Raw genomic sequence first — 20,185 nt, 5'->3', positions numbered from 1 at the left:
ACGCATTTATTGCGGATTGCCCGGCGCCCACCACATAACCATATAAATCTTTCTGGAATGGCCAAAGAAATACCCTGTTTCAATCTGATTCAATTAGCCCATTCCAACAGATTTTTTCTCGAATTTCTTTTCCCTAGAATCGATTGCACTTCAGTTGCGACGCGAAGCGCGCGCCTGTTCGCCGGCTATCCGTTGCGAACCGCGCGGCCCTTCGCCCGGCCCATCCGCTTTACACCATGGACGGTTCATGACAGCCAGCGCATTGCCCCTCGCGCCCTCCCATTCCCGCATCGTGCAACTCGACGGTCTGCGTGCGATCGCCGTGCTAGCGGTGTTCGCACAGCACGCGTTGAAAGCGCCGCTATGGATGGGCGTCGATCTGTTTTTCGTTTTGAGCGGCTTTCTCATCAGCGGCATCCTGCTCGATCGCAAGTCGCGTCAGCAGTCGTATTTCAGCTATTTCTATGCGCGGCGCGCGCGCCGCATCCTGCCGCCGTACCTGCTGCTGATGGCCGTGTCGTCGGTGCTGTTCGGCCTCGCGTGGGCACAGCACTGGTACTGGTACGCGTTTTTCGCGACCAATATCGGCGATGCGCTCAATCAAAGCGGTCACGAAAGCCTCAACGTGCTGTGGTCGCTCGCGGTCGAAGAGCAGTTCTACATCTTCTGGCCGTTCGTGATCCTGCTCGTACCCGAGCGTCTGCTCGGCGGCGTGGCGGCGGCGCTGATCGTGCTGGTGCCGCTGCTGCGCGCGCTTGCGACGCCGTGGTTCGATTCGTTCTGGCCGATCTATTACCTGACGCCGTTCCGCATGGATCTGCTCGCGGCCGGCGCGCTGCTCGCGGTGGCCGTGCGGCGTGATCGCAATGCGCTCGAACCGTACAAGGGACTCGCGGTGCTCGGCGCGCTCGCCGCCCTCGCGGTGCTGGCATGGCTGCATCTGCACTTCCCGCGTTTTCGCGCGGCGAACACGCCGTTGTCGAATGCCGGGCTCTATAGCGTGTCGCTGGTGCTTTGCACGTCGATCGTGGTGATCGCACTGCAGAGCAAGGGCATCGTCAAGCGACTGTTGTGCAACCCCGTGCTCGTTTATATCGGCACGATCAGCTACACGATCTATCTGATTCACCTGAGCGTGCTGTACGTGGTGTGGCCGCTGCATCTGAATCGCTATCTGAGCGCCGTGATCGCGCTAGCGATCACGCTCGTGTACGCGAGCATCACATGGTTCGCGTTCGAGAAGCGCCTGATTTTCGCCACGCGCGGCACGAGAGCGGCGGCGACTGCCGGCGCCAGCGTTGCGCGGCAAGCACCGCAAAGCCGCGCATGAACCGCCTGGCCGTTGTTGCTGCCCGCGTGCTGGGCGTCGTGTCGGCGCTGACGTTACTCGCGCCGACAACGAGCGCGGCCGTGGACGAGCCGCCAACGTCATCGCCGACGCAAGTGCTGATCGACGCGTACGGCGATTCGACCACGCTCGGCATCACCTGCAGCGATGGCCACTGCGGCCCGCAAGCGCGCAATGCCGTCACGTATCTGCAGCAGGCGTTGCAGGCGCATGACGGCGAGCGCGTGCGCGTCACGAACTACGGCGTCGGCGGCACGATGGCCTGGCAGTTGCGCGACGGCACCGGCAATCGCCGCGCGGGACCGACGGGGGGCCTGCCGTGGCGCGAACGTCTCGCCGTCTCGTCCGCGCGAATCGTGCTGATCAACTACGGCATCAACGAAGTGATGCAAAGCCAGACGCCCGAGCAGTTCTACGCGGCCGAAACATCGCTTGTGCAAACGGCGCGAGCACTCGGCAAGCAGCCTGTTTTGCAGACCTCGAACCCGATGCCCGATAACCGGCTCAACGCGATGCTGGCGACGATGGTCGCGATGACGCGACGCGTGGCCGCCGAACAGCAGGTGCCGCTCGTCGATCAATACGAGTATGTGAGCGGCCTGCCCGACTGGAAATCGCTGATGTCGGACGGCGCGCATCCGAAACCGGAGTTGTACCGGCTGAAGGCCGAACAGGACTATCGAGTCGTCGAACCGTTGGTGCGGCGACTGCTTGACGAAACACATTGAGCCCCGCTTTTACGCGCGTTTCGTTCTTTTTTCATTCACAAACTAGAAGGCAAGCTATGAGCCAACCACGCAAAGCGATCATCACCGGCGTATCCGGACAGGACGGCGCCTATCTGACCAAGCTGCTGCTCGACAAGGGCTATCACGTGACCGGCACCTACCGGCGCACGAGTTCGGTCAACTTCTGGCGCATGCGTGAGCTTGGCGTGCTCGATCATCCGAATCTGCGTCTGGTCGAACACGACCTCACCGACCTCGGCTCGACGCTGCGTCTGCTCGACGGCACGCAGGCCGACGAGTTGTACAACCTCGCCGCGCAGAGCTTCGTCGGCGTGTCGTTCGACCAGCCGGTGACCACCGCCGAAGTGACCGGTGTCGGCGCGCTGAATCTGCTCGAAGGCCTGCGTATCCTGAGCCCGAAGACGCGCTTCTACCAGGCATCGACCTCCGAGATGTTCGGTCTCGTGCAGGCGGTGCCGCAACGCGAAAGCACGCCGTTCTACCCGCGCAGCCCGTATGGCATCGCGAAGCTGTTCGCGCACTGGTCGACGATCAACTATCGCGAGTCGTACAACCTGTTCGCGAGCAGCGGCATTCTGTTCAATCACGAATCGCCGCTACGTGGCCGAGAATTCGTCACGCGCAAGATCACCGACACGGTCGCGAAGATCAAGCTCGGCAAGCAGGACGTGCTCGAACTGGGCAACCTCAGCGCGCAGCGCGACTGGGGCTTCGCGCTCGAATACGTCGAGGGCATGTGGCGCATGTTGCAGGCCGACGCTCCGGACACCTTCGTGCTCGCGACCGGTCGCACCGAAACGGTTCGCGATTTCGTGCGCATGGCGTTCACGGCGGCCGGCTTCCAGTTGGAATGGTCGGGCAAGGACGAGCGCGAGACCGGCATCAATGTCGCAACCGGCAAGACGCTCGTGCGCGTGAACCCGAAGTTCTATCGGCCGGCCGAAGTGGACCTGCTGATCGGCTGCGCGGACAAGGCGCGCGACACGCTCGGCTGGCAACCGCGAACCTCCCTCGAACAGCTGTGCCAGATGATGGTGCAGGCGGACATCGCACGCAACGAGCACCACGAGACGTTCTAACACGGCATCCGTGTGCGGCGGGTTCGCCGCACACTATTGCGTCAACCCGCCAGTTTGCGGAACGTCTCCAGCACCGCTTCGCCCTTGAACGGTTTGACGATCCAGCCCTTCACGCCGGCGGCCTTGCCGCGCTCCTTCATTGCTGGGCTGCTTTCGGTCGTCAGCATGATCACGTTGACGGTCTTGTTCGCGAGTTCGCCGCGAATTTTTTCGACCATCGTCAGGCCGTCCATGTTCGGCATGTTCACGTCGCTTACGATCAGGCGGATATTCGAATCCGTCTTCAGCTTCGTAAGACCATCCTTGCCGTCGATGGCGGTCGCGACGTCCAGACCGTTTTTCGCCAGAAAGCCCGCCACTTCTTCGCGTACCGTGCTCGAATCGTCCACCACCAGAATCTTTGCCATAGCCATTCCCTTGCGTCATCGACGCGTTGTATCAAAACAGATCCAGTTCGCCGGACTCGACCAGATCGTCGACATCCACCGTGTTTTCAGAAAAATCTTCGGGTGACCAGCTCAGGTTGAAAACGAAGCGCTGGTCGATCGACACCGACTGTCCGCTCGCCGCGTGGCTCAATCGGTATTGAAACCGCAACTGCGGATTGTCCGAGCCGAACGAGATATAGCGGTGCTTGTGATTGACGAGCAGAGGCACCTGCACCTGGCTCGCTTCGCGAGCGTTCCGCGCAGCGAGGAACCGGTCCTTGAACGCGCCCCAGATCAGATTCGTCAATTCGCCGAGCACATTGTTCAGATCGCGAAAGCCTGCTTGCGCCGCGCCCATGCCGGGACCGCGTGCGGCGCGATCGCGCTCGATCATTCCGAGCAGCGGTTCCTCTTCGGCCTGCATCAACATATAGCCGCGGCACCAGGTGCCTTCGAGCGGAATCAGGCTGAACACCTCGCCGAAGATGATGCGATCGCGTACGACGCTCGGCGTGTCGCGTTGCACGGTGACGCCGTCGAATAACGTGGCGAGCCGCGCTTCCGTGATCTCGGCGATGCCGCGCACGAGCGCATTCGGGAAGTCGAGGCTGAAGATGTATTGATCGACGGCTTCACGCAGCGCCGTCAGATCGGCGCCATGGAAATGCGCGCATGCCGCGTTCTTCAACGGCTTCGGAAGCTGTTCGAGCGGCGCGTTGCCGCTCGAACGCAGGATTACCGGCAGTTCGGGGCGCAACTTATTGATCCGCGCCGCGGTCGTCGCCGCCTGTTCGACCGATCCACCGTAGTTGTCCGCCAACAGAACGCCGCCGAGATCGATATTGGTGGCGAGCACGAGCCGAGGCGGCTGCTGTCGCGCACCTTCAGTGCTATCAGATTGTGCTCGTCGAAAAAGAGTTTCAGCGCTTGCGCGTGTGCCGGACAGTCGTCGAGCACGAGCACCTTGCTGACGGGCTTGCTGGTATTCATCGTGTTTCAGTCTGCGAATGCAGTGTTGCTAGAAAAGTTCGAGTTCGCCTTCGGCCTCGTCAGCCGCCGCGAGTTCAGCCTTGAAATCGAGTGGCGCCTGCGCGCATATGCATAACGTCACGCCCAGCCGGGCCGCCGCGCCGATCGTCAGCTCGTACGCCCACACGTGATCGGGCCGCAACTCGTCCAGATACTCGATACAGCGGCTGTTCAATTCATACGGCGTCGACATGCCGAGATCGGGGAAATGCTCGACCAGTTGCTGGTTCATGTAGCCGCAGCACAGGTTGCCGAGTTCCATCAGCGTTTCGGACAGCGAACGCGTCGTGTCGCCGCTCGCGTAGTACGCGCGCGTTGCTTCGTCCTTGCTGAAATGCAGCACGAACAGCAGACGAAAACCGATCGACGAGATCGTCAGCGCCATCGCGCAAGGTCCGGGCGGATGATCGCGATCCCACCTCGGCACCGCGCTGATCTCGCACGCATCACCCGGCGTCGCGGGCAATCTCGCGCGAGCCGCGTGACAGAAGATGTCCGCGATGCTTTGCAACGCCTGATCGGTAATCACGCTGCGGCCTGCTCGAGCCTGGATTGAAACTGGGTCGCCAGCGCTTCGACGCCGCCGAGCGACGCCGTGATCATCTTGCCGCCGGCCTGGATGTCCTGGAACGTCGCCGCGGTCGTCAGATCGTTGCGATGCAGACTCTCCTGATAGCTCTTCGACAGTTCCTGCGAGCGCGACGCGAGCGAGCGCACTTCGCCCGCGACGATCGAAAAGCCGCGACCCGCGGTGCCGGCGCGCGCCGCTTCGATCGACGCATTCAGCGAAACGATCAGCACGTGCTGCACGATCGACGACAGTTCCTGGTTCTTCTTGTGCATGTCGCGGTTCTGCGACATCAGCGAAATCATCTGCTCGTGCCAGCGCTCGAACGTGATCGTCAGCGTCTTCAGTCGGGCGGCCTCGTGCGCGATCCGCGTCGCATGCTGCCGCCATTCGTCGCTTCGCGTGCTCGCGGCGTCGAGGCTCGCCTGCAATGATTCGCGATTGCGCTCGCCCTGCTCGGCCTGCGCGCGCAGATCGGCGAGCATCGCCTCCAGGGCGGCGCGCTCGCCGTTGGCCTGCTCGCCGGCCTGGAGCGCCGCGTCGAGTTGCTGCTCGAGGGCTTGCCGCGCGAGCGTGTCGACACGCTGCGTTTCCGCACTGGCGCGAAGCCCCCGACGATAATAAATTCCCGTCGCGAGCGCGCAGACGATACCGCCAACGCCTGCGACCACAAGATAGCTTTCAAACACGACCTGCTCCCTTCGCTTCGTTCAATCGATCAGGCGATCAGCCTGCTACCGCATCCGCGTCACGCTCGCGCGCTGCATCGGTGGACGCATCGAGACTGTCGACCGCCCAGTCCTCGGGGAACGATACGACGGTCTGAAAGCGGCGATAGTCGGCGCCGCGACGATCGTCGGTGAAACGCAATTCGATGCGGCCACGCTCGCGCCGCACGAAATCGCGCACCGCATCCATCCCGACGCCGCGGCCCGAAATCTCGCTGACGCTCTGCGCGGTCGAAAAGCCGGAACGGAAGATCAGCTCGGCAATCGCTTCGTCGCTGAGCGCGGCATCGGCGTCGATCCAGCCGCGTTCGATCGCCGCGGCACGGATCTTTGCGAGCGCGAGACCCCGGCCGTCGTCGCTGATGGTGATCTGCAGCGCGTGATGGTCGACGCCCACTTCCAACTCGATGACGCCGGCCGCGCTCTTGCCGTTCGCGATACGCTCGGCGGCGGGCTCGATGCCGTGATCGACCGAATTGCGCAGCAGGTGCGTGAACACATTACGCAGCGTATTGCTGACCTCGCTGCGCACGCGATAACCGTTGTTGTCGATGCTGACGATCGGCGCTTCCTTGCCGAGTTCGGCCGCCAGAGACGGCAGCGATTCGAGCACGCCCGCGAGCGCTTCGTAGATCGATTCGGTGCCCAACAGACGCAGCTCGCGCTGCAACGATTCGCGCATCGACACGAGTGCGTCCCGGTCGGCCGGATCGGCGCTTTCGAGCAAGTCCAACTGCTTCTGGATCAACTCGCGATCGACCATCAGGTAGCGATCCACCGCGCCGTTCTGGCCCGGACCCTTGCGGCCGAGGCTCACTTCGTTGATCGTCGCGTAGGTTTCGAGCGCAGCCTTCACGCGCTGCAGATCGTCGATCAGAAGCTGCTGGTCCCACGCTTCACCGCCGTCCGCGCGGCGCAATGCGTCGTAACGCTGTTCGGTTTCGTGGACGACGCCGGTCAGATGCTGAAGGCTGTAGGTGCGTGCATTGCCCTTGACGGTGTGCATATTGCGGAACAGCTCGGCGACCGCTTCGAGACTCGGCTCGTGATGCTGACGGATGATCCGCTCGTTTTCGCTGATGAAGCCCGTCGCGCTTTCGACGAAGTGATGGAACTTCTCCTGGCTCACCGCGAGAATCTCGCCGATCATTTCCAACCGGCGCTTCTGTTCGCCGGCCTCGGCGGCGAGCGCGCGCAGTTCGGTCACGTCGCGCACGCACAGCATCAAACGCTGCACGACGTCGTGTTCGTCGGTGATCGCCGACCAGCTCAGGTCGAGCGTCTTCACGCGGCCATCGGCCATCGGCTTGGCGATCTCGTTGACGAGCAGGTGCTGATTGAACTCGAAGTTCATGCTGTCTTCACCGATACATGCGTGCAGCGCCGCTTCGATCTGCGCGAGCTCATCGCTGTTGATACCGGTGCCGCCGAACACGAGGTCGAGCAGCGGACGGCCCGCAATCTCGCGAGTCTCGAAGATGGCCTCCAGATACGCGGAGTATTCCGGATGCACGACCACGCCTTCGACCACAGTCAGAATCCCCTGCTGCATGTTTTGCAGCATCGCCTGGATATCGGCGGTCTTCTGCTTCAACTGCAGCGAGCTTTGCTGGATCTTCTCGATCATGCCGTTGAACGCGACGATCGAATGACCGATCTCGTCCATGCGGCCGACCGGCACGCGGCGCGTGAAGTCCTGGCTTGCCGCGATCTCGCTCATCTCCACCTGCATGCGGCTCAGCGGCCGGGTGATCTGCCGATACAGCAGCGCGCTGATCAGCAGCAGCACGACGATGGCCGCGCCGGTCGCGGCGCCGATCGCCGTCGTCGTGGTGGCGAGCGCGCTGTTCAGGTCGTCGATCGCGGCGTCTTTCTGACGGTTCTTCTCGATTCGCAGCGTCTCGACGATGCCTTCGAGTTCATCGCGGTATTGCGCGACGTTCGCGAACAGATACGCCTGCGCCAGTTCGTTCTTGCCGTCGGCCTTCATCCTCGCGGTGTCGTTGACCGCGTTGAAATAGTTGGCGAGGCTGTCGCGCGCCTGACTCACGAGCCCGGTTTGGGCCTGACCTTGCGCGGCCTTCGCCTGCACGTCGAGCGCCGCGAGCAGCGACGCTTCCTTGCTCTTCAGCAGGTCTCGCGCCTGCGAGACCATGTTCTCGTCAGGCGCATAGACGAGCGTCATCATCGCGAGCTGCACGTCCTTGAGCTGCGACACGAGGTCGGCCGACGCGAGCGCGCTCGGCACGACACCCTGGGTCACCTGTCTGACGTTGGCGGCGCTGTTGCGAGTCTGAAGCACAGCGTATCCACCAATGGCGGATAACGCGACGAGCATCAGAATGACGAGTAGCGTGATGCGGTGACGGATGGTCATCTGAGAATCCCCGAGGTCTGAAAATACAAGGTCCACGCATTGAGCGGGACGCCCGTGTGTTTTTGTACTTTCGGGCGCGGGGATTATCGTCGCGGATGTGTGACGTCAACGTGACGGAGTCGATGCCGAACCACACGTTTTAGGGATTTGAAAAATAAGGTCGAAAATTCGTGAATAAGGGCTGATCCGGGCTCAAGTTCGACAGAAAAATGCCGTTATTTTCGGCCTGTTTTTTTCGCTAGCCCACTGCGCTTCAATGCAGTGCGTCCCCCGCGATCGCTTCGGCATACACCGCCGCGACCCGCTTCGCGATCACTGCGTTATCGAAGTGCTCGCGCGCATAGCGGCGGCATGCATCCTCATCGGGCAGCTTTAGCGTGCCGTTGAACGCGCCGGCGAGACCCGCGGCGATCGCCGCTGCGCCGGTCTCCGGCAACACCAGATCCGGCGACAAGCCCGCCACCGCCTCCGGCAATCCGCCGACCGGCGTCACCAGCACCGGCGTGCCCGACGCAAGCGATTCGACCGTGATGAGCCCGAAGCCTTCCAGCGCGACAGTCGGTACGACGCTGAGATTGGCCGCGCGATACAGTGCCGCCAGATGCTGATCGGGCACGAAGCCGAGCAGCTTCACGTTGTGTTCGAGCCCCGCCTCGTCGATGCGCGCCTGAAGCTCGCTTTCGAGCCGACCCTTGCCCGCGATCAGCAGCAGCACGTCGGGCGCGCTGCGTTTCACCAGCTTCACCGCATCGATCAGATCTTCGAGACCCATGCGCCGCACCAGCCGTCGCACCGCCAGCACGATCGGCCGATCCTGCGGCAATTGCAGACGCAGACGCGCTTCGGCCTGCGTGATCGGCAGATTGAACTGCTCGACGTCGACGCAGCCCGGCACCACGCGCACGCGCTCCGGTGAGATGCCGTAGCGCGTCGTCAGGATCTTGCCGAACGCGTCCGACAGTACGATCAGCCGCGACGAACGCGCGTACACCGACTGCTCCAGATAACGCTTCGCGCGCTGGCCGAGCGAATCGGCGCCTTCGACGTGGCTCTCGTCGGCCCACGGCCCCTGGAAATGCGACACCTGCGGAATGCCGCGCGTCACGTCGAGGCCCGGAAACGTATAGAGCGCGAAGTGTGATGAAATCACATCGGGCCGCGACCTGCGGATCTCCTGGCGCAGCGCGCGGCGTGCCGCCATCAGCCGCAACGGCAGCGATTGTGCGGCGGAGCCGAAGCCGTTGATCGCGCCACCGGTATCGGCCGCGACTTTCGGCGAGCCGGCGACGACGCCGCGCACCGCGACGCCCGCGCCCGGCAGCGCGCCGACCAGCGAGTAGTACATGCGGTCGAGGCCGCCCGCGCGTTCGGGAAACCAGTGCATCCCGATCTGCAGTGATTTGATTGAGCCAGTCGTCATGATGGTGTGCCCCTGTGTGTTGCTTGCGGTGAGTTGCTATGCCGTTGCGTGGATGGCGCGGCTCGCGCGTTCATTCCACGCTCTTCTGTCCGGCGAGATGATTCAGTGTCAGCGCATCGTTCTGCGCGACGACCGTCGCCTCCGTCCGGCTACGCCGGCGGTTTTCCTGCTGCCCGGCCAGTTGCCGGTACAGCGCGATGTATTGCGCGGCCATGCGCGCCCAGCCGAAGCCGGTTGCGAGCTCGCTGGCGGCCTGGCCCATCGCGCGGCGCGCGGTGTCGTCGCCGGCGAGTTGCGCGACTGCGCGAGCGAGCGCCTGCGGGTCGTCGGGATCGTCGAGCACGATGCCGCACTCCGGCGTGATGATCTCGGCGCCGCCCGCGGTGCGCGCGGTCACGACGGGCAGGCCCGCCGCCATCGCTTCGAGCAGCGACAGACTCATCGCTTCGTAGCGCGATGGAAACACGAACGCGTCGACCGAATGCATCAGCACTGGCATCTCCTTCACCAGCCCGAGAAAATGCACCCGATGCGCGATGCCGAGCGCCTTCGCCTGTTCCGGATACGGGCTGCCCGGCAGAAAGCCGGCCACCGCGATCTGCACGTGCTCGGGCAGATGCTTCAATGCGGCGAGCACGGTGCCGAGATTCTTGCGCGGGGTGCGCAGATCGCCGACGAACAGCAGCAGGAACGCATCGTCCGGTAACCGAAACTTCGCGCGATCGCCGCTCGCCGCCGCGAAGCCTTGCGTGTCGACGCCGTTGTAGATCACGTCCACGCGGTTGCGGGGCGTGAGGCCGATCGCGCGGATTTCGTCGGCGACCTTCTGCGACACCGCGGTGATCACCTTCGAGCGCCGGTACGCCCAGCGTTCGAGCAGCGCATTGCAGCGCGTATAGACCGACTGGTACGCGGACCACACGCCCTTCGTCAAACCGAACGGGTAGTACTTGCTCGCGAACCAGCCGCTGTGCACGAAATGCGAGGTATTGACGTCGGCGCGCATCCACGTGATGAAGCCGTTCACGTGCAGCACGTCGTAGTCGCGCCGATGCGCGCGCAGCCATAGCGCGCTCTTGAGAGCGAACACCTGCTGGCGCAGCAGATTGGTCGGCCACCAGCGGCCGATCTTCACCGGCGCCCAGCGCACGTTCGGATGCGCGAGCAGTTCGGGCGCCACGTGCGACGCGACCAGCGTCACGCGGATGTTCTCGTCGAGCGCCGCGCGCGCGATCTCGTGATTGACGCGCCCCTGGCCGTCGTTATGACGCACTACGTGCGTGACTATGGCGACTCTCAATCCGTGCCTCCGTGGAGAAATAGCGTGCGTGCGCGGTTCATCTTTTCGTAGTGAACCGCGGAAAGAATCGAAAAAGCGCCCATGAAAAGCAGCAGGCCGCCGGTGCCGACCAGCGAGTTCGTGAACACCAGCATCGCGAAGGTCGCAAGACACAGGCTCAGGCACGCGGAGACGAACTTGTCGTCGCGCAGCCTGAACGACGCGAGCACCGCGCGCGTCAGCAGCCACACGATGCCGGACATGTACAGCAAGGTGCCGGGCCAGCCGAGCACGAACGGAACGTTCATCACGCCGCTGTCGAAGTTGCCGTACTGGCCGAGCTGGCCGCCGTCGTTGGAGAGCTTCGTCGAGGTGCCGGTCGCGCCCATGCCCTCGCCCGACACGTCGGTAAACGCGGTCTTCGCGAAGGTCGCGTAGAACTCGTTGCGGGCCGCGTAGCTCTGGTCGTCGTGCAGATTGACGATCGTGTTCAGGCGCGCCTGCATCCGTTCGGCCACCGGGCCGACCGCCAGCAGCGGCACGCAGAAGCCGGCGAGCAGCACCGCGCTCGCGACGATGCGCACGCGCACCTTGTTGTTCGACTTCACCAGCTGGATCAGGAGTGCGATGACCCAGCCGCCCCACGTCGAGCGCACGAGGCTCAACGCGAACGAAAAGAAGCCGAGCCCGGCGGCGATCCAGCGCAGGCGGTGCTGCGCGGCCATCACGAAGACCATCGCGCCCATCATCGCGAACGCGAACGGGCCCGACGAGTTCATCGTGCTGAACACGCGCACGCCCATCGGCACCGGGTCGCCCTGCGAGTTCATCTGCGAGCCGAGCATCCACAGCGCGTCCCACGGCGGCATGATGAAGAACTGGATCAGGCCGTAGCCGCCCATCACCAGCATGCCCCAGATGAACGTGCCAACGATCGTGTCGCGGTACTGCGGATACTGGCGCGTGTGCGCCATGATGTGAAAGCCGATCAGGATCGGATAGAGCCAGTTCGCGAGGTCGTAGGTGGCCGCAAGCGGCCCGCTCGACATCACGCCGATCAGGAACGCGTAGACGAGGCCGAGCAGGATCAGCAGCACCGGCAAACCACGGCGCTGCGCGAGCAGCCGGTAGTAGCGCAGCAGCGACAGGCCGCTGATCATCGTCACGGCGAGCGGCGCGACCTGGATCAGGCTGGTCGGCGTGAACGCGCCTTTCGACCAGTCCGCGAGACGCCGCACTTCGGGGCTCAGGAACCACAGCCACCACATGAAGCCGATATAGCGCGCCGGGCTCTTGAAGTAGAGCCACAGGCCCGTGAGGATCGCGAGCACCGGAAACGCGAGCGTCAGCACCGTGCCCTGATGCGCGACGATCAGCACCGCGGTGATCAGCCACAGCAACAGCGGCGGCAGCCATTCTCGCGTTGCGCCGGACAGCAGCCCGCTCGCATTGGTTTGCGCGGCGCCGGCGTTGCCCGCGCCGGCCGGCGGCAATGGGTTCGCGCGCGGAATCGTCGACATCGCTTAGAGGCCTCCGCGCGATTCGCGCGCAGGTGCGGCGCGTTGCTCGTGCCTGGCCGCGGCCGCGTGCGCGCTCGCCTGCCCGCGCGCGCTCAGCATCTCGCGCGTGATCCGCACGTGCTGCATCGCGTAGTGCTCGGTGGTCAGATCGCGCGCGAGCAGACCGGCCGCGGCTGCCTGCGCCTGGCGCAGCGCCTCGGCGGGGTCGGCGGCGAGCCGGTCGACCGCGGCGCGCAGCGCCTCCGGAATGAACGGCGGCACGTAGGCGGCTTCGTCGGCGGGAAAATAGTCGCGCAGTGCGCCGACGTCGGTCGCGACCATCGGCTTGCCGACCGCCGCCGCTTCGAGCATGACGGTGATGCCCGATGCGTGCGAGTTCGGTCGCAACGGCACGACGATCACGTCGGCCCAGTCGTACAGCTCGTGCTGCTTCTTGATGCCGGAGAACAGCGCGATCTCGACATTCGACGCGCGCAGCGACGCGGGAATCCGCCGCCGCGTCGCGAGCTTCACCGAATAGCGCGAATCGTTGCCGAACGCCTTGATCAGCGTCTCCCAGTCACGGTCGCGATCGTTGCCGATCGCCGCGATGCGCAGCGGCGTGCGCGGCGTCCACTGCGTCGGCGCATTGACCGGAAAGTCGCGCGTGTTCAGGCCGTACAGCAGCGGCGTCGCGTCGCGGCGGAAGTAGTCCTGGCATAGCTCGGCGTTTTCGCTCGCAAGCGTGGTCAGCCGATCGGCGCGCGTCATCAGCTTGCGATACAGCCAGCTGCGCACGATGCCGTACGACGGCCACTTGTCGAGCAGCCACACGCTTTGCGCGAGCAGCAGCGGCGACGCGCCGGGCCCCGCCTTGCGGCCGCACAGCAGCAGCATCAGCGCGGCGGACAGCCATTCCTGCTCGGTATGCGTCCAGATCACGTCCGAGCGCAGCATCTCGGCGCGATTGCGCCACGTATGGATGAAATCGAAGCCGAGCGCGGCCTTCAGCGCGCGCCGCACGAGCCGTACGGGCCGGCTTTCGCGCGCGTCTTGCGAATAGGTCAGCGCGAATGCTTCGGACTCCGCGTGGTGATAACCGTACAGACAGCCGATATCGTCGCCCTTGCGATAAAAGCGCGGATCGGCGCCGTAGAACAGATGAACATGAACCTTGGTACTCATGCGGACACTCCGCTCTTCGACAGCGCGCGCCGCGCTTCGTGGGCGCCCGCGCGCACCTCGCGCCAGCGCGACAGCTGCAACTGCGCCTGTTTCGACAGCAGCGCGAGCGCCGCATGCATGAGGCCCGGATAAAGCCGTGTGCCGACCAGCGTCCACCACCACCACGCGGCTTCGCGGCGCAGCGGCGGCAACTGGTCGCGCAGGATCAGATGGAAGTTGAACGCGGCGTTGCGCAGCGCGGCCATCGTCTGCGCGTCGCGTTTGTCGTCGTCGAAACGTTCGGCGGGGAAATGATCGACGGCGACCTGCGGGTCGTAGACGAGCTTCCAGCCCGCGTTCTTTACCGCGAGGCTGAATGCCATGTCGTTGTGCACCTGCGCGCCCGCGCCGCGCAGACGCGCGTCGAAGCGGATCGTGCGCACCGCGTCGCGCCGGTAGCTCATGTTGGCGCCCTTCAGGATGTCGACTTCGCGCGCGGCACCGACCCCCAGGTGATGATTGCCGATGATCTTGCCGTGCGCGGTCACCTTGCCGACCAGCGGCCGCTCGCCGTCGAGCACGCGGCCTTTTTCGTGCACCCAGTCGCGCCCGCCCAAGGCGCCCAGGCGCGCATCGGCTTCGAACGCGGCGGCGATGCGCTCGACCCAGTCGCGGCGCGGCGCGGCGTCGTCGTCGGTGATCGCGATCACGTCGCCGCTGGCGGCATCGAGCCCGCGATTGAGCGCCGCGACCTGGCCGGGTATGTCCACCGGCGCGATCACCAGCGGCAGGCGGCCGCGCGTGGACGGATCGCGCAGGCATGCATGGGTCGCGTCGTCGTCGACGCGTGCGACCACGATCACTTCGTCGGGCGCGCGCGATTGCCGCTCGAGCGCCGCGAGGCAGCGCGCGAGATCGGGCGGGCGGCGATAAGTCGGTACCAGTACCGTTACTTTCATCGTGATGTCCTCTGTTCCTGTCGTGCAGAAGTCGGTGCCGGGGTGCGGTGCGCGCGTCACGTGCTCAGGTATTCCTGGGTCGCCGCGTAGCCGCGGTCGTAGCCGACCCGCGAGCGCGCCGGCATGCCGTTGAAGATGCCGCCCTGCACGTGCACACCGGCCGCGCGCAGGCGCTTCAGCGCGTCGGCTAGCTCGATCTCGCTGTGCATGCCCGAGCGCATCACGAAGAACGTCGAGCCCGCATACGCGCCGATGATCGACGCATCGGTCACCGCGAGCACCGGCGGCGTGTCGATCAGGATCACGTCGTAGCGCTTCGCGAGGCCGTCGAGGTACTGCGGCAGACGCGGCGACATCAGCAGCTCGGACGGATTCGGCGGACGGCGGCCGCACGAAATGAAGCTCAGGCCCTCGACGTTCGACGGGCGGATCGCCTCTTCCAGCGAGATCTGCCCGCTCAGCAACTCCGACATGCCGTTCTCCTGCTCGCCGCCGATCTGACGTTCGAGCGCGCCGCGCCGCATGTCGCCGTCGATCAGCAGCACGCGCTTGCCCGAATGCGCGAGCAGCATCGCGAGGTTCACGCTGAGGAAGCTCTTGCCGACGCCGGCCATCGGACCCGTCAGCATCACGATGCGATTGCGCGCGTCCATCAGCGTGAACTGCATCGCGGTGCGCAGGCTGCGCAGACTTTCGATCGTCAGGTCCTTCGGCCGCGCATTCGCGAGCACCGGACGCAGCCGTTCGCCGCCGCGCGCATAGCTGTTTTCGAGCTGCACCTGCTCGGCGCTTTGCGGCACGAGGCCGAACACCGGCAGATGGAACGCGCGCTCGACGTGATCGGGGTCGTCGATGCCCTTGAACAGATTGCGGCGCAGGAACACGAAGCCGGTGCCCGCGATCAGCCCGAGAATCACCGCCGCCGACATGATCAGCATCTTCTTCGGCTTGACCGGCGCACCGGGGCGCAGCGCCGCGTCGACGATGTGCACGTTGCCGCCCGTGCCCGCCTTTTGCACCGACAGTTCCTGCACGCGATTGAGCAGCAGCACGTAGATGTCTTCGGCGACTTTGGCGTCCCGCTGCAACTGCACGGCCTTCACTTCGGTGGCCGGCAGATCGCGGAAACGGTCCGCGTATTTGGTGCGCTGCGCCTGCAGCTCGGCCATCTGCTGACGCGCGGCGACGAGCGTCGGATGGTCGTCGCCGTAGCGCTCGGCGAGCTGCGTCATCTGCAGCCGCAACGCGGCGATCTGCTGCTCGTATTGCACGCTGCCTTCGAGGTAGACCTTCGCCTCGTCGCTCGCGTTGATCGAGCCGGACTGACGCTGGTAGGCGGTCAGCGCGGCTTCTGCGCGTTCGAGGTCGGCCTTCAGGCGCGGCTCCTCGCTCTTCAGGAAGTCGAGCATCTTGCTCGCATCGGCCTGCTTGTTCGACACGTGCTGCCGCAGATACGACTGCGCGAGCGCATTGGCGACGAGCGCCGCATGCTGCGGACTCTTGTCCTCCAGCGAGATCTGGATCACGCCGGTCTGCTTGCCCTGCTCCTGCACCGTGATCGCCGACTGGAACGCGGTGATCGCGTCGAGATCGTTCGAGCGCACGATCGTGAACTCCTGCCCGGGGCGCGCGACCAGCTGGTTGACGACCATCGTCACGCCGCCGCCCTGCGCCTGCTGGCCGACCTCGCCGCGCAGCAGCAGCGAGCCGTTCGGCGCGAACAGCTCATAGTGCTGCGCGTCGATCACGCGCAGCAGCAGCTTCTCGCCTTCGAGCGACGGCGTCACGTCGATCGAATCGACATCGACGTCTTCACCGCCCCACGCGTATGACGTGAGCCCCAGCCACGGGCGTGCGGGCTGGCCCGGCGTGGCGAGGCGCGCGGCGATGTTGCCGAGCAGCGGGATCGTCTTCGGCGTCACGCTGAAGTTCAGCTTCAGCTGCTGCACGACCGGGGCGACCACGCCACGGCTCTTGATGATTTCGATCTCGGCGTCGGTCGGCAGCGACGTCGAGCCGCTGGTGATCGCGGCACCCGTCTGCGTTTGCGTGAGCGCCTGCGACATGCTGTCGGACGGCTCGACGCGCACGTGCGCATCGGCCGAATAAGTCGGCTTGGCGAGGTAGCAGTACGCGAGCGCCATCGTGACGATGACCGCGGTGATCGCGAGCAGCCACCAGATGTCGTCGAGGATCACCTGCACCAGTTGTCCGAGGACGACGTCTTCTTCTTCGGTCTTGATCGGACCAGCCATGTGTGGAGAGAGTTGATTGCTCACTGTTCCATCCCGTGTCGTTGGCTTCGGCTTTCGCGTCAGCGGTACTTCTGCTTTCGTTGCGCATCCCGCGCCGCCCGGACAACGGCGGCGCGGGACGTTACAGCCCAAACGTTCAGCGCGTCAGCTGCTTCAGATAGAACAGCGTCTGCACGCTCGGCAGCACCTGCTGCAACACGCGGTTGAACGTGGTCGACGCGGCGGTGCCCACGTACACGACGTCGAGCGGCTGCAACTGGAACTGCGAGGACAGCATGATCGAGTCCGGCTGCGTCATGTCGAGGCGGAACACCTCGGGCGTGGTCGGATGCTCGCGCATGCCGCGCATCACGAAGATCTGGCGCGGATTGGCGTCGGTATTGAGGATGCCGCCGCCTTGCGTGAGCGCATCTGCGATCGTCATGCGGCCGCGGATGATCGGCACCTGGATCGGCGTCTTCACTTCGCCCATCACGAAGATGCGGCTGTCGGTGCGGTCCGGCACGTTGACCACGTCGCCGTTCTGCAGCATCACGTCCTGGCTGGTGTCGCCCTGATCGAGCATGCGATCGGCGTTGAGCACGTAGAGCTTGTGGTTGCGCGTGAGGCGCACGCGCTGGATGTCGGCGTCCGGGTTGGTGCCGCCCGAGCGCGTGATCGCGTCGACCAGCGTCAGCGGCACGTCGCTGACCGCGAGCGGTCCCGGCTGCTTCACTTCGCCGGTGACCTGCACCTTCTGGCTGCGATACGACAGCACGCGCACGTCGACCTGCGGATTGCGGATATATGGCACGAGGCGCGCGGCGAGCTGATCGCGCAGCTGGGTGGTGGTCTTCCCCGCGGCCTGGATGCGGCCGACGAACGGGAAAAAGATCGTGCCGTCGGCGGCGATGGTCTGGCCGTACGGATCGGCCTGGCCCGGCAGCGCGGCCGTATACGGCTGCTGCAACGCGCCCGCGATCGTCTGCGTGGTGTTGCCGCCCGAGGACAAGGTGCTGCCCTGCGGCGTGGTCAGCTCGGGATGATCCCACACGGTGATGCCGAGAATGTCCTGCGGCGCGAGGTGGTACACGTACAGCGACGGATCGGACAGCGCCGACGGCGGCAACGGCTCGGTTTTCGCGGCGGCGGCTTGGGCCTGCGCCATGATCAGGTTCGCGTCGATCAGATGGACCGGATAGGTTTCGCTCGGCGCCTGATCGTTGTCCTTGAGCCGCGACGTGTCGAGATAATTGCCCGGTGCGGTCGCGCAGGCCGACAGAAAAGACGTCAGCAGAAGTGAGGCGGCGAGCTTCGTGCGCAAGCTCGCGAATGAGTTTTCGATGCGGGGTTGCTTCATATTTTTTTCAGCCATCCCATGACCAGATGTTCGATGAGCACGAGACTCTCCCTGTATTCGTCTTCCGCGCCGCCGTGCGGATCGGCGACGTCCGAGTCGGCTTCCCACTTGCCGAGCGGATAGACCTTGCCGCGCGCGGACGGATCGAGCGCTTCGACCTTGCTCACCTGCGCGCGCTCGCTCACCAGCACGAGATCGGCCGCGCGCACGAGCGAGCGGTCGAGACGCCGCGCGTGATGGAGGCCGGCGGCGACGCCGCGCTCTTCGAGCAGGCGCCGCATCACCGGGTCCATGCCGTGGCCGTTCACCGCGCGAATGCCCGCCGAATGAAACGCGATCGGCGCGGCGCCTGGACGCGGCGCGCGCGCCTGGCGCGCCTTGAACAGCATCTCGGCGGCGGGCGAGCGGCACACGTTGGCGTGGCACACGATCAGAACGTTGGCGAACATGGCGGATTCCCTCGCGCGGCGGCGGTCGCAATGGCCTCAGCGGCCTGAGGTTTCCGCGGCGGCGAGGTCCGCCGCATGCATCGCGCTGTTCGCGCCGACCCGTGCCGGCGCATTGCGCAATGCGTGCCGCCGGCCGATCGCGTGATACTCGATGCCGAGTTCGAGCAGCACATCCGGCTCGTACAGATTGCGGCCATCGAAAATCAGCGGCGTCTTCAGCATGCGCTTCAGCGCATCGAAATCAGGGCTCTTGAAGACTTTCCATTCGGTCAGGATCACGAGTGCATCGACGCCGCTCGCCGCTTCCATCTCCTCGTTCACGAACGACAGGCGCGCATGCTGCTGCGGCACGTCCTTCAGATCGAGCGCGAACACGCGCTTCGCTTCGTCGATCGACACCGGGTCGTAGGCCTTCACGCGCGCGCCGCGGCGCAGCAGTTCGGCGATCAGCTCGCGGCTCGGCGCCGCGCGCATGTCGTCGGTGTTCGGCTTGAACGCGAGACCCCACACGCCGAACGTGCGGTCCGACAGATCCTCGCCGAGACGCGCGACGATCTTCTGCGCGAGGATCTGCTTCTGCGCGTCGTTGACCGCTTCCACCGCTTCGAGAATGCGCAGGTTCGCGTCGTGATCGGCTGCGGTGCGAATCAGCGCCTGCACGTCCTTCGGAAAGCACGAGCCGCCATAGCCGCAGCCCGCGTACAGGAAGTCGTAGCCGATGCGCGGATCGGAACCGATGCCGCGGCGCACCGCCTCGATATCCGCGCCGACGCGATCGGCCAGATTCGCGAGCTCGTTCATGTACGAGATGCGCGTCGCGAGCATCGCGTTGGCCGCGTACTTGGTGAACTCGGCGGAACGCACGTCCATATACAGCGTGCGTTCGCGATTGCGATTGAACGGCGCATACAGGCGCTTCATCAGCTCGCGCGCCTTTTCGCCGGGCACGTCGTCGTCGCAGCCGAGCACGATGCGATCGGGCCGCGTGAAGTCTTCGACGGCCGCGCCCTCCTTCAGGAACTCCGGATTCGACACGACCGAGAACATCTGCTCGACGCCGCGCGCGGTTAGCTCGGCGGCGACCACTTCGCGTACGCGCGACGCGGTGCCGACCGGCACCGTCGATTTGTCGACGATCACCTTGAAGCCGTTCATATGGCGGCCGATGTTGCGCGCAGCGGCGAGCACGTACTGCAGATCGGCGGAGCCGTCTTCGTCGGCCGGCGTGCCGACCGCGATGAACTGGATGTCACCGTGCGCGACCGCGGCCTCGACGTCGGTGGAAAACGTCAGGCGCTTCGCGCGGCGATTGCGCGCGATGATCTCCTGCAGACCCGGTTCGTGGATCGGCACGCCGCCGTTGTTGAGCACGTCGATCTTGCGTTGATCGACGTCGAGACAGAACACGTCGTGGCCGATGTCGGCCAGACACGCGCCGGTCACGAGGCCGACATAGCCGCTACCGATGATCGTCAGGTTCATGGATTGCACCTCGATAAATAAAGTTGATTCAGG

The 20,185-nt window shown here is 65.0% G+C and carries 16 protein-coding genes and 1 pseudogene; 3 read left to right on the top strand and 14 right to left on the bottom strand.

All coding sequences use genetic code 11. The features are described 5' to 3' along the window. Positions 1-247 precede the first annotated feature (247 nt). From AB3X94_RS33070 to gmd, 3 genes are read left to right on the top strand one after another with little or no spacing between them, the layout of a single operon-like run. Positions 248-1,330 carry an acyltransferase family protein gene (locus tag AB3X94_RS33070; RefSeq protein ID WP_368613710.1) on the top strand — a complete coding sequence of 361 codons (1,083 nt, stop codon included), beginning with the start codon at positions 248-250 and terminating at the stop codon, positions 1,328-1,330. Beyond that, on the top strand, positions 1,327-2,076 hold the full coding sequence (locus tag AB3X94_RS33065; protein WP_368613709.1) for an SGNH/GDSL hydrolase family protein: 750 nt from the start codon (positions 1,327-1,329) through the stop codon (positions 2,074-2,076). The genes AB3X94_RS33070 and AB3X94_RS33065 overlap by 4 nt, the downstream gene beginning before the upstream one ends. 56 nt (positions 2,077-2,132) lie before the next feature. Then, positions 2,133-3,176, top strand: a complete 1,044-nt coding sequence (gene gmd / locus AB3X94_RS33060) for a GDP-mannose 4,6-dehydratase (protein WP_176108548.1) — start codon at positions 2,133-2,135, stop codon at positions 3,174-3,176. Positions 3,177-3,217: 41 nt separating this feature from the next. Here the strand turns inward: gmd and AB3X94_RS33055 are convergent, their stop codons facing one another. The 14 genes and pseudogenes from AB3X94_RS33055 to AB3X94_RS32990 all read right to left on the bottom strand — a co-directional run bounded on the left by AB3X94_RS33055 (position 3,218) and on the right by AB3X94_RS32990 (position 20,152). Beyond that, complete coding sequence (locus AB3X94_RS33055) at positions 3,218-3,583, bottom strand: response regulator (protein ID WP_176108549.1); 366 nt, start codon at positions 3,581-3,583, stop codon at positions 3,218-3,220. Between the two features lie 31 nt (positions 3,584-3,614). Then, positions 3,615-4,594: pseudogene (locus AB3X94_RS33050) on the bottom strand (chemotaxis protein CheX). Positions 4,595-4,622: 28 nt separating this feature from the next. Continuing rightward, positions 4,623-5,162 carry a hypothetical protein gene (locus tag AB3X94_RS33045; protein ID WP_176108551.1) on the bottom strand — a complete coding sequence of 180 codons (540 nt, stop codon included), beginning with the start codon at positions 5,160-5,162 and terminating at the stop codon, positions 4,623-4,625. Beyond that, positions 5,159-5,890, bottom strand: a complete 732-nt coding sequence (locus AB3X94_RS33040) for a methyl-accepting chemotaxis protein (RefSeq protein WP_176108552.1) — start codon at positions 5,888-5,890, stop codon at positions 5,159-5,161. Before AB3X94_RS33040 ends, AB3X94_RS33045 begins: the two co-directional genes overlap by 4 nt. 37 nt (positions 5,891-5,927) lie before the next feature. Continuing rightward, complete coding sequence (locus AB3X94_RS33035) at positions 5,928-8,306, bottom strand: ATP-binding protein (protein ID WP_368613708.1); 2,379 nt, start codon at positions 8,304-8,306, stop codon at positions 5,928-5,930. 253 nt (positions 8,307-8,559) lie between these two features. Further along, positions 8,560-9,726 carry a glycosyltransferase family 4 protein gene (locus AB3X94_RS33030; RefSeq protein ID WP_176108554.1) on the bottom strand — a complete coding sequence of 389 codons (1,167 nt, stop codon included), beginning with the start codon at positions 9,724-9,726 and terminating at the stop codon, positions 8,560-8,562. Between the two features lie 70 nt (positions 9,727-9,796). Then, on the bottom strand, positions 9,797-11,026 hold the full coding sequence (locus tag AB3X94_RS33025) for a glycosyltransferase family 4 protein (protein ID WP_176108555.1): 1,230 nt from the start codon (positions 11,024-11,026) through the stop codon (positions 9,797-9,799). Continuing rightward, positions 11,023-12,525 (bottom strand): glucose-6-phosphate isomerase, encoded by a 1,503-nt coding sequence (locus AB3X94_RS33020; RefSeq protein WP_368613707.1) that lies wholly within the window; start codon positions 12,523-12,525, stop codon positions 11,023-11,025. The genes AB3X94_RS33025 and AB3X94_RS33020 overlap by 4 nt, the downstream gene beginning before the upstream one ends. Before the next feature lie 3 nt (positions 12,526-12,528). Next, a complete protein-coding gene (locus tag AB3X94_RS33015; RefSeq protein ID WP_176108557.1) occupies positions 12,529-13,689 on the bottom strand; it encodes a glycosyltransferase family 4 protein in 1,161 nt (386 codons plus the stop codon). Next, a complete protein-coding gene (locus AB3X94_RS33010) occupies positions 13,686-14,627 on the bottom strand; it encodes a glycosyltransferase family 2 protein (protein ID WP_368613706.1) in 942 nt (313 codons plus the stop codon). The genes AB3X94_RS33015 and AB3X94_RS33010 overlap by 4 nt, the downstream gene beginning before the upstream one ends. Positions 14,628-14,683: 56 nt before the next feature. Next, positions 14,684-16,882 (bottom strand): polysaccharide biosynthesis tyrosine autokinase, encoded by a 2,199-nt coding sequence (locus tag AB3X94_RS33005; RefSeq protein WP_368613745.1) that lies wholly within the window; start codon positions 16,880-16,882, stop codon positions 14,684-14,686. A 136-nt stretch (positions 16,883-17,018) separates the two neighbouring features. Then, positions 17,019-18,221 (bottom strand): polysaccharide biosynthesis/export family protein, encoded by a 1,203-nt coding sequence (locus AB3X94_RS33000; RefSeq protein ID WP_368613705.1) that lies wholly within the window; start codon positions 18,219-18,221, stop codon positions 17,019-17,021. Beyond that, positions 18,218-18,670, bottom strand: a complete 453-nt coding sequence (locus AB3X94_RS32995; RefSeq protein ID WP_176367297.1) for a low molecular weight phosphotyrosine protein phosphatase — start codon at positions 18,668-18,670, stop codon at positions 18,218-18,220. Before AB3X94_RS32995 ends, AB3X94_RS33000 begins: the two co-directional genes overlap by 4 nt. Before the next feature lie 36 nt (positions 18,671-18,706). After that, positions 18,707-20,152, bottom strand: a complete 1,446-nt coding sequence (locus tag AB3X94_RS32990) for a UDP-glucose/GDP-mannose dehydrogenase family protein (RefSeq protein WP_368613704.1) — start codon at positions 20,150-20,152, stop codon at positions 18,707-18,709. Between the last annotated feature and the right edge of the window lie 33 nt (positions 20,153-20,185).

The organism is Paraburkholderia sp. BR10923 (assembly GCF_040948765.1).
Lineage (GTDB): Bacteria > Pseudomonadota > Gammaproteobacteria > Burkholderiales > Burkholderiaceae > Paraburkholderia > Paraburkholderia youngii.
Note: the sequence above shows the minus strand (reverse complement) of the source record. Positions and strands in the feature narration are given on the sequence as shown.

Coding starts and splice junctions, on each gene's coding strand:
- AB3X94_RS33070 (WP_368613710.1), top strand. CDS start 248: ATGACAGCCAGCGCATTGCCCCTCGCGCCCTCCCATTCCCGCATCGTG.
- AB3X94_RS33065 (WP_368613709.1), top strand. CDS start 1,327: ATGAACCGCCTGGCCGTTGTTGCTGCCCGCGTGCTGGGCGTCGTGTCG.
- gmd (WP_176108548.1), top strand. CDS start 2,133: ATGAGCCAACCACGCAAAGCGATCATCACCGGCGTATCCGGACAGGAC.
- AB3X94_RS33055 (WP_176108549.1), bottom strand. CDS start 3,583: ATGGCAAAGATTCTGGTGGTGGACGATTCGAGCACGGTACGCGAAGAA.
- AB3X94_RS33035 (WP_368613708.1), bottom strand. CDS start 8,306: ATGACCATCCGTCACCGCATCACGCTACTCGTCATTCTGATGCTCGTC.
- AB3X94_RS33030 (WP_176108554.1), bottom strand. CDS start 9,726: ATGACGACTGGCTCAATCAAATCACTGCAGATCGGGATGCACTGGTTT.
- AB3X94_RS33020 (WP_368613707.1), bottom strand. CDS start 12,525: ATGTCGACGATTCCGCGCGCGAACCCATTGCCGCCGGCCGGCGCGGGC.
- AB3X94_RS33015 (WP_176108557.1), bottom strand. CDS start 13,689: ATGAGTACCAAGGTTCATGTTCATCTGTTCTACGGCGCCGATCCGCGC.
- AB3X94_RS33010 (WP_368613706.1), bottom strand. CDS start 14,627: ATGAAAGTAACGGTACTGGTACCGACTTATCGCCGCCCGCCCGATCTC.
- AB3X94_RS33005 (WP_368613745.1), bottom strand. CDS start 16,882: ATGGCTGGTCCGATCAAGACCGAAGAAGAAGACGTCGTCCTCGGACAA.
- AB3X94_RS33000 (WP_368613705.1), bottom strand. CDS start 18,221: ATGAAGCAACCCCGCATCGAAAACTCATTCGCGAGCTTGCGCACGAAG.
- AB3X94_RS32995 (WP_176367297.1), bottom strand. CDS start 18,670: ATGTTCGCCAACGTTCTGATCGTGTGCCACGCCAACGTGTGCCGCTCG.
- AB3X94_RS32990 (WP_368613704.1), bottom strand. CDS start 20,152: ATGAACCTGACGATCATCGGTAGCGGCTATGTCGGCCTCGTGACCGGC.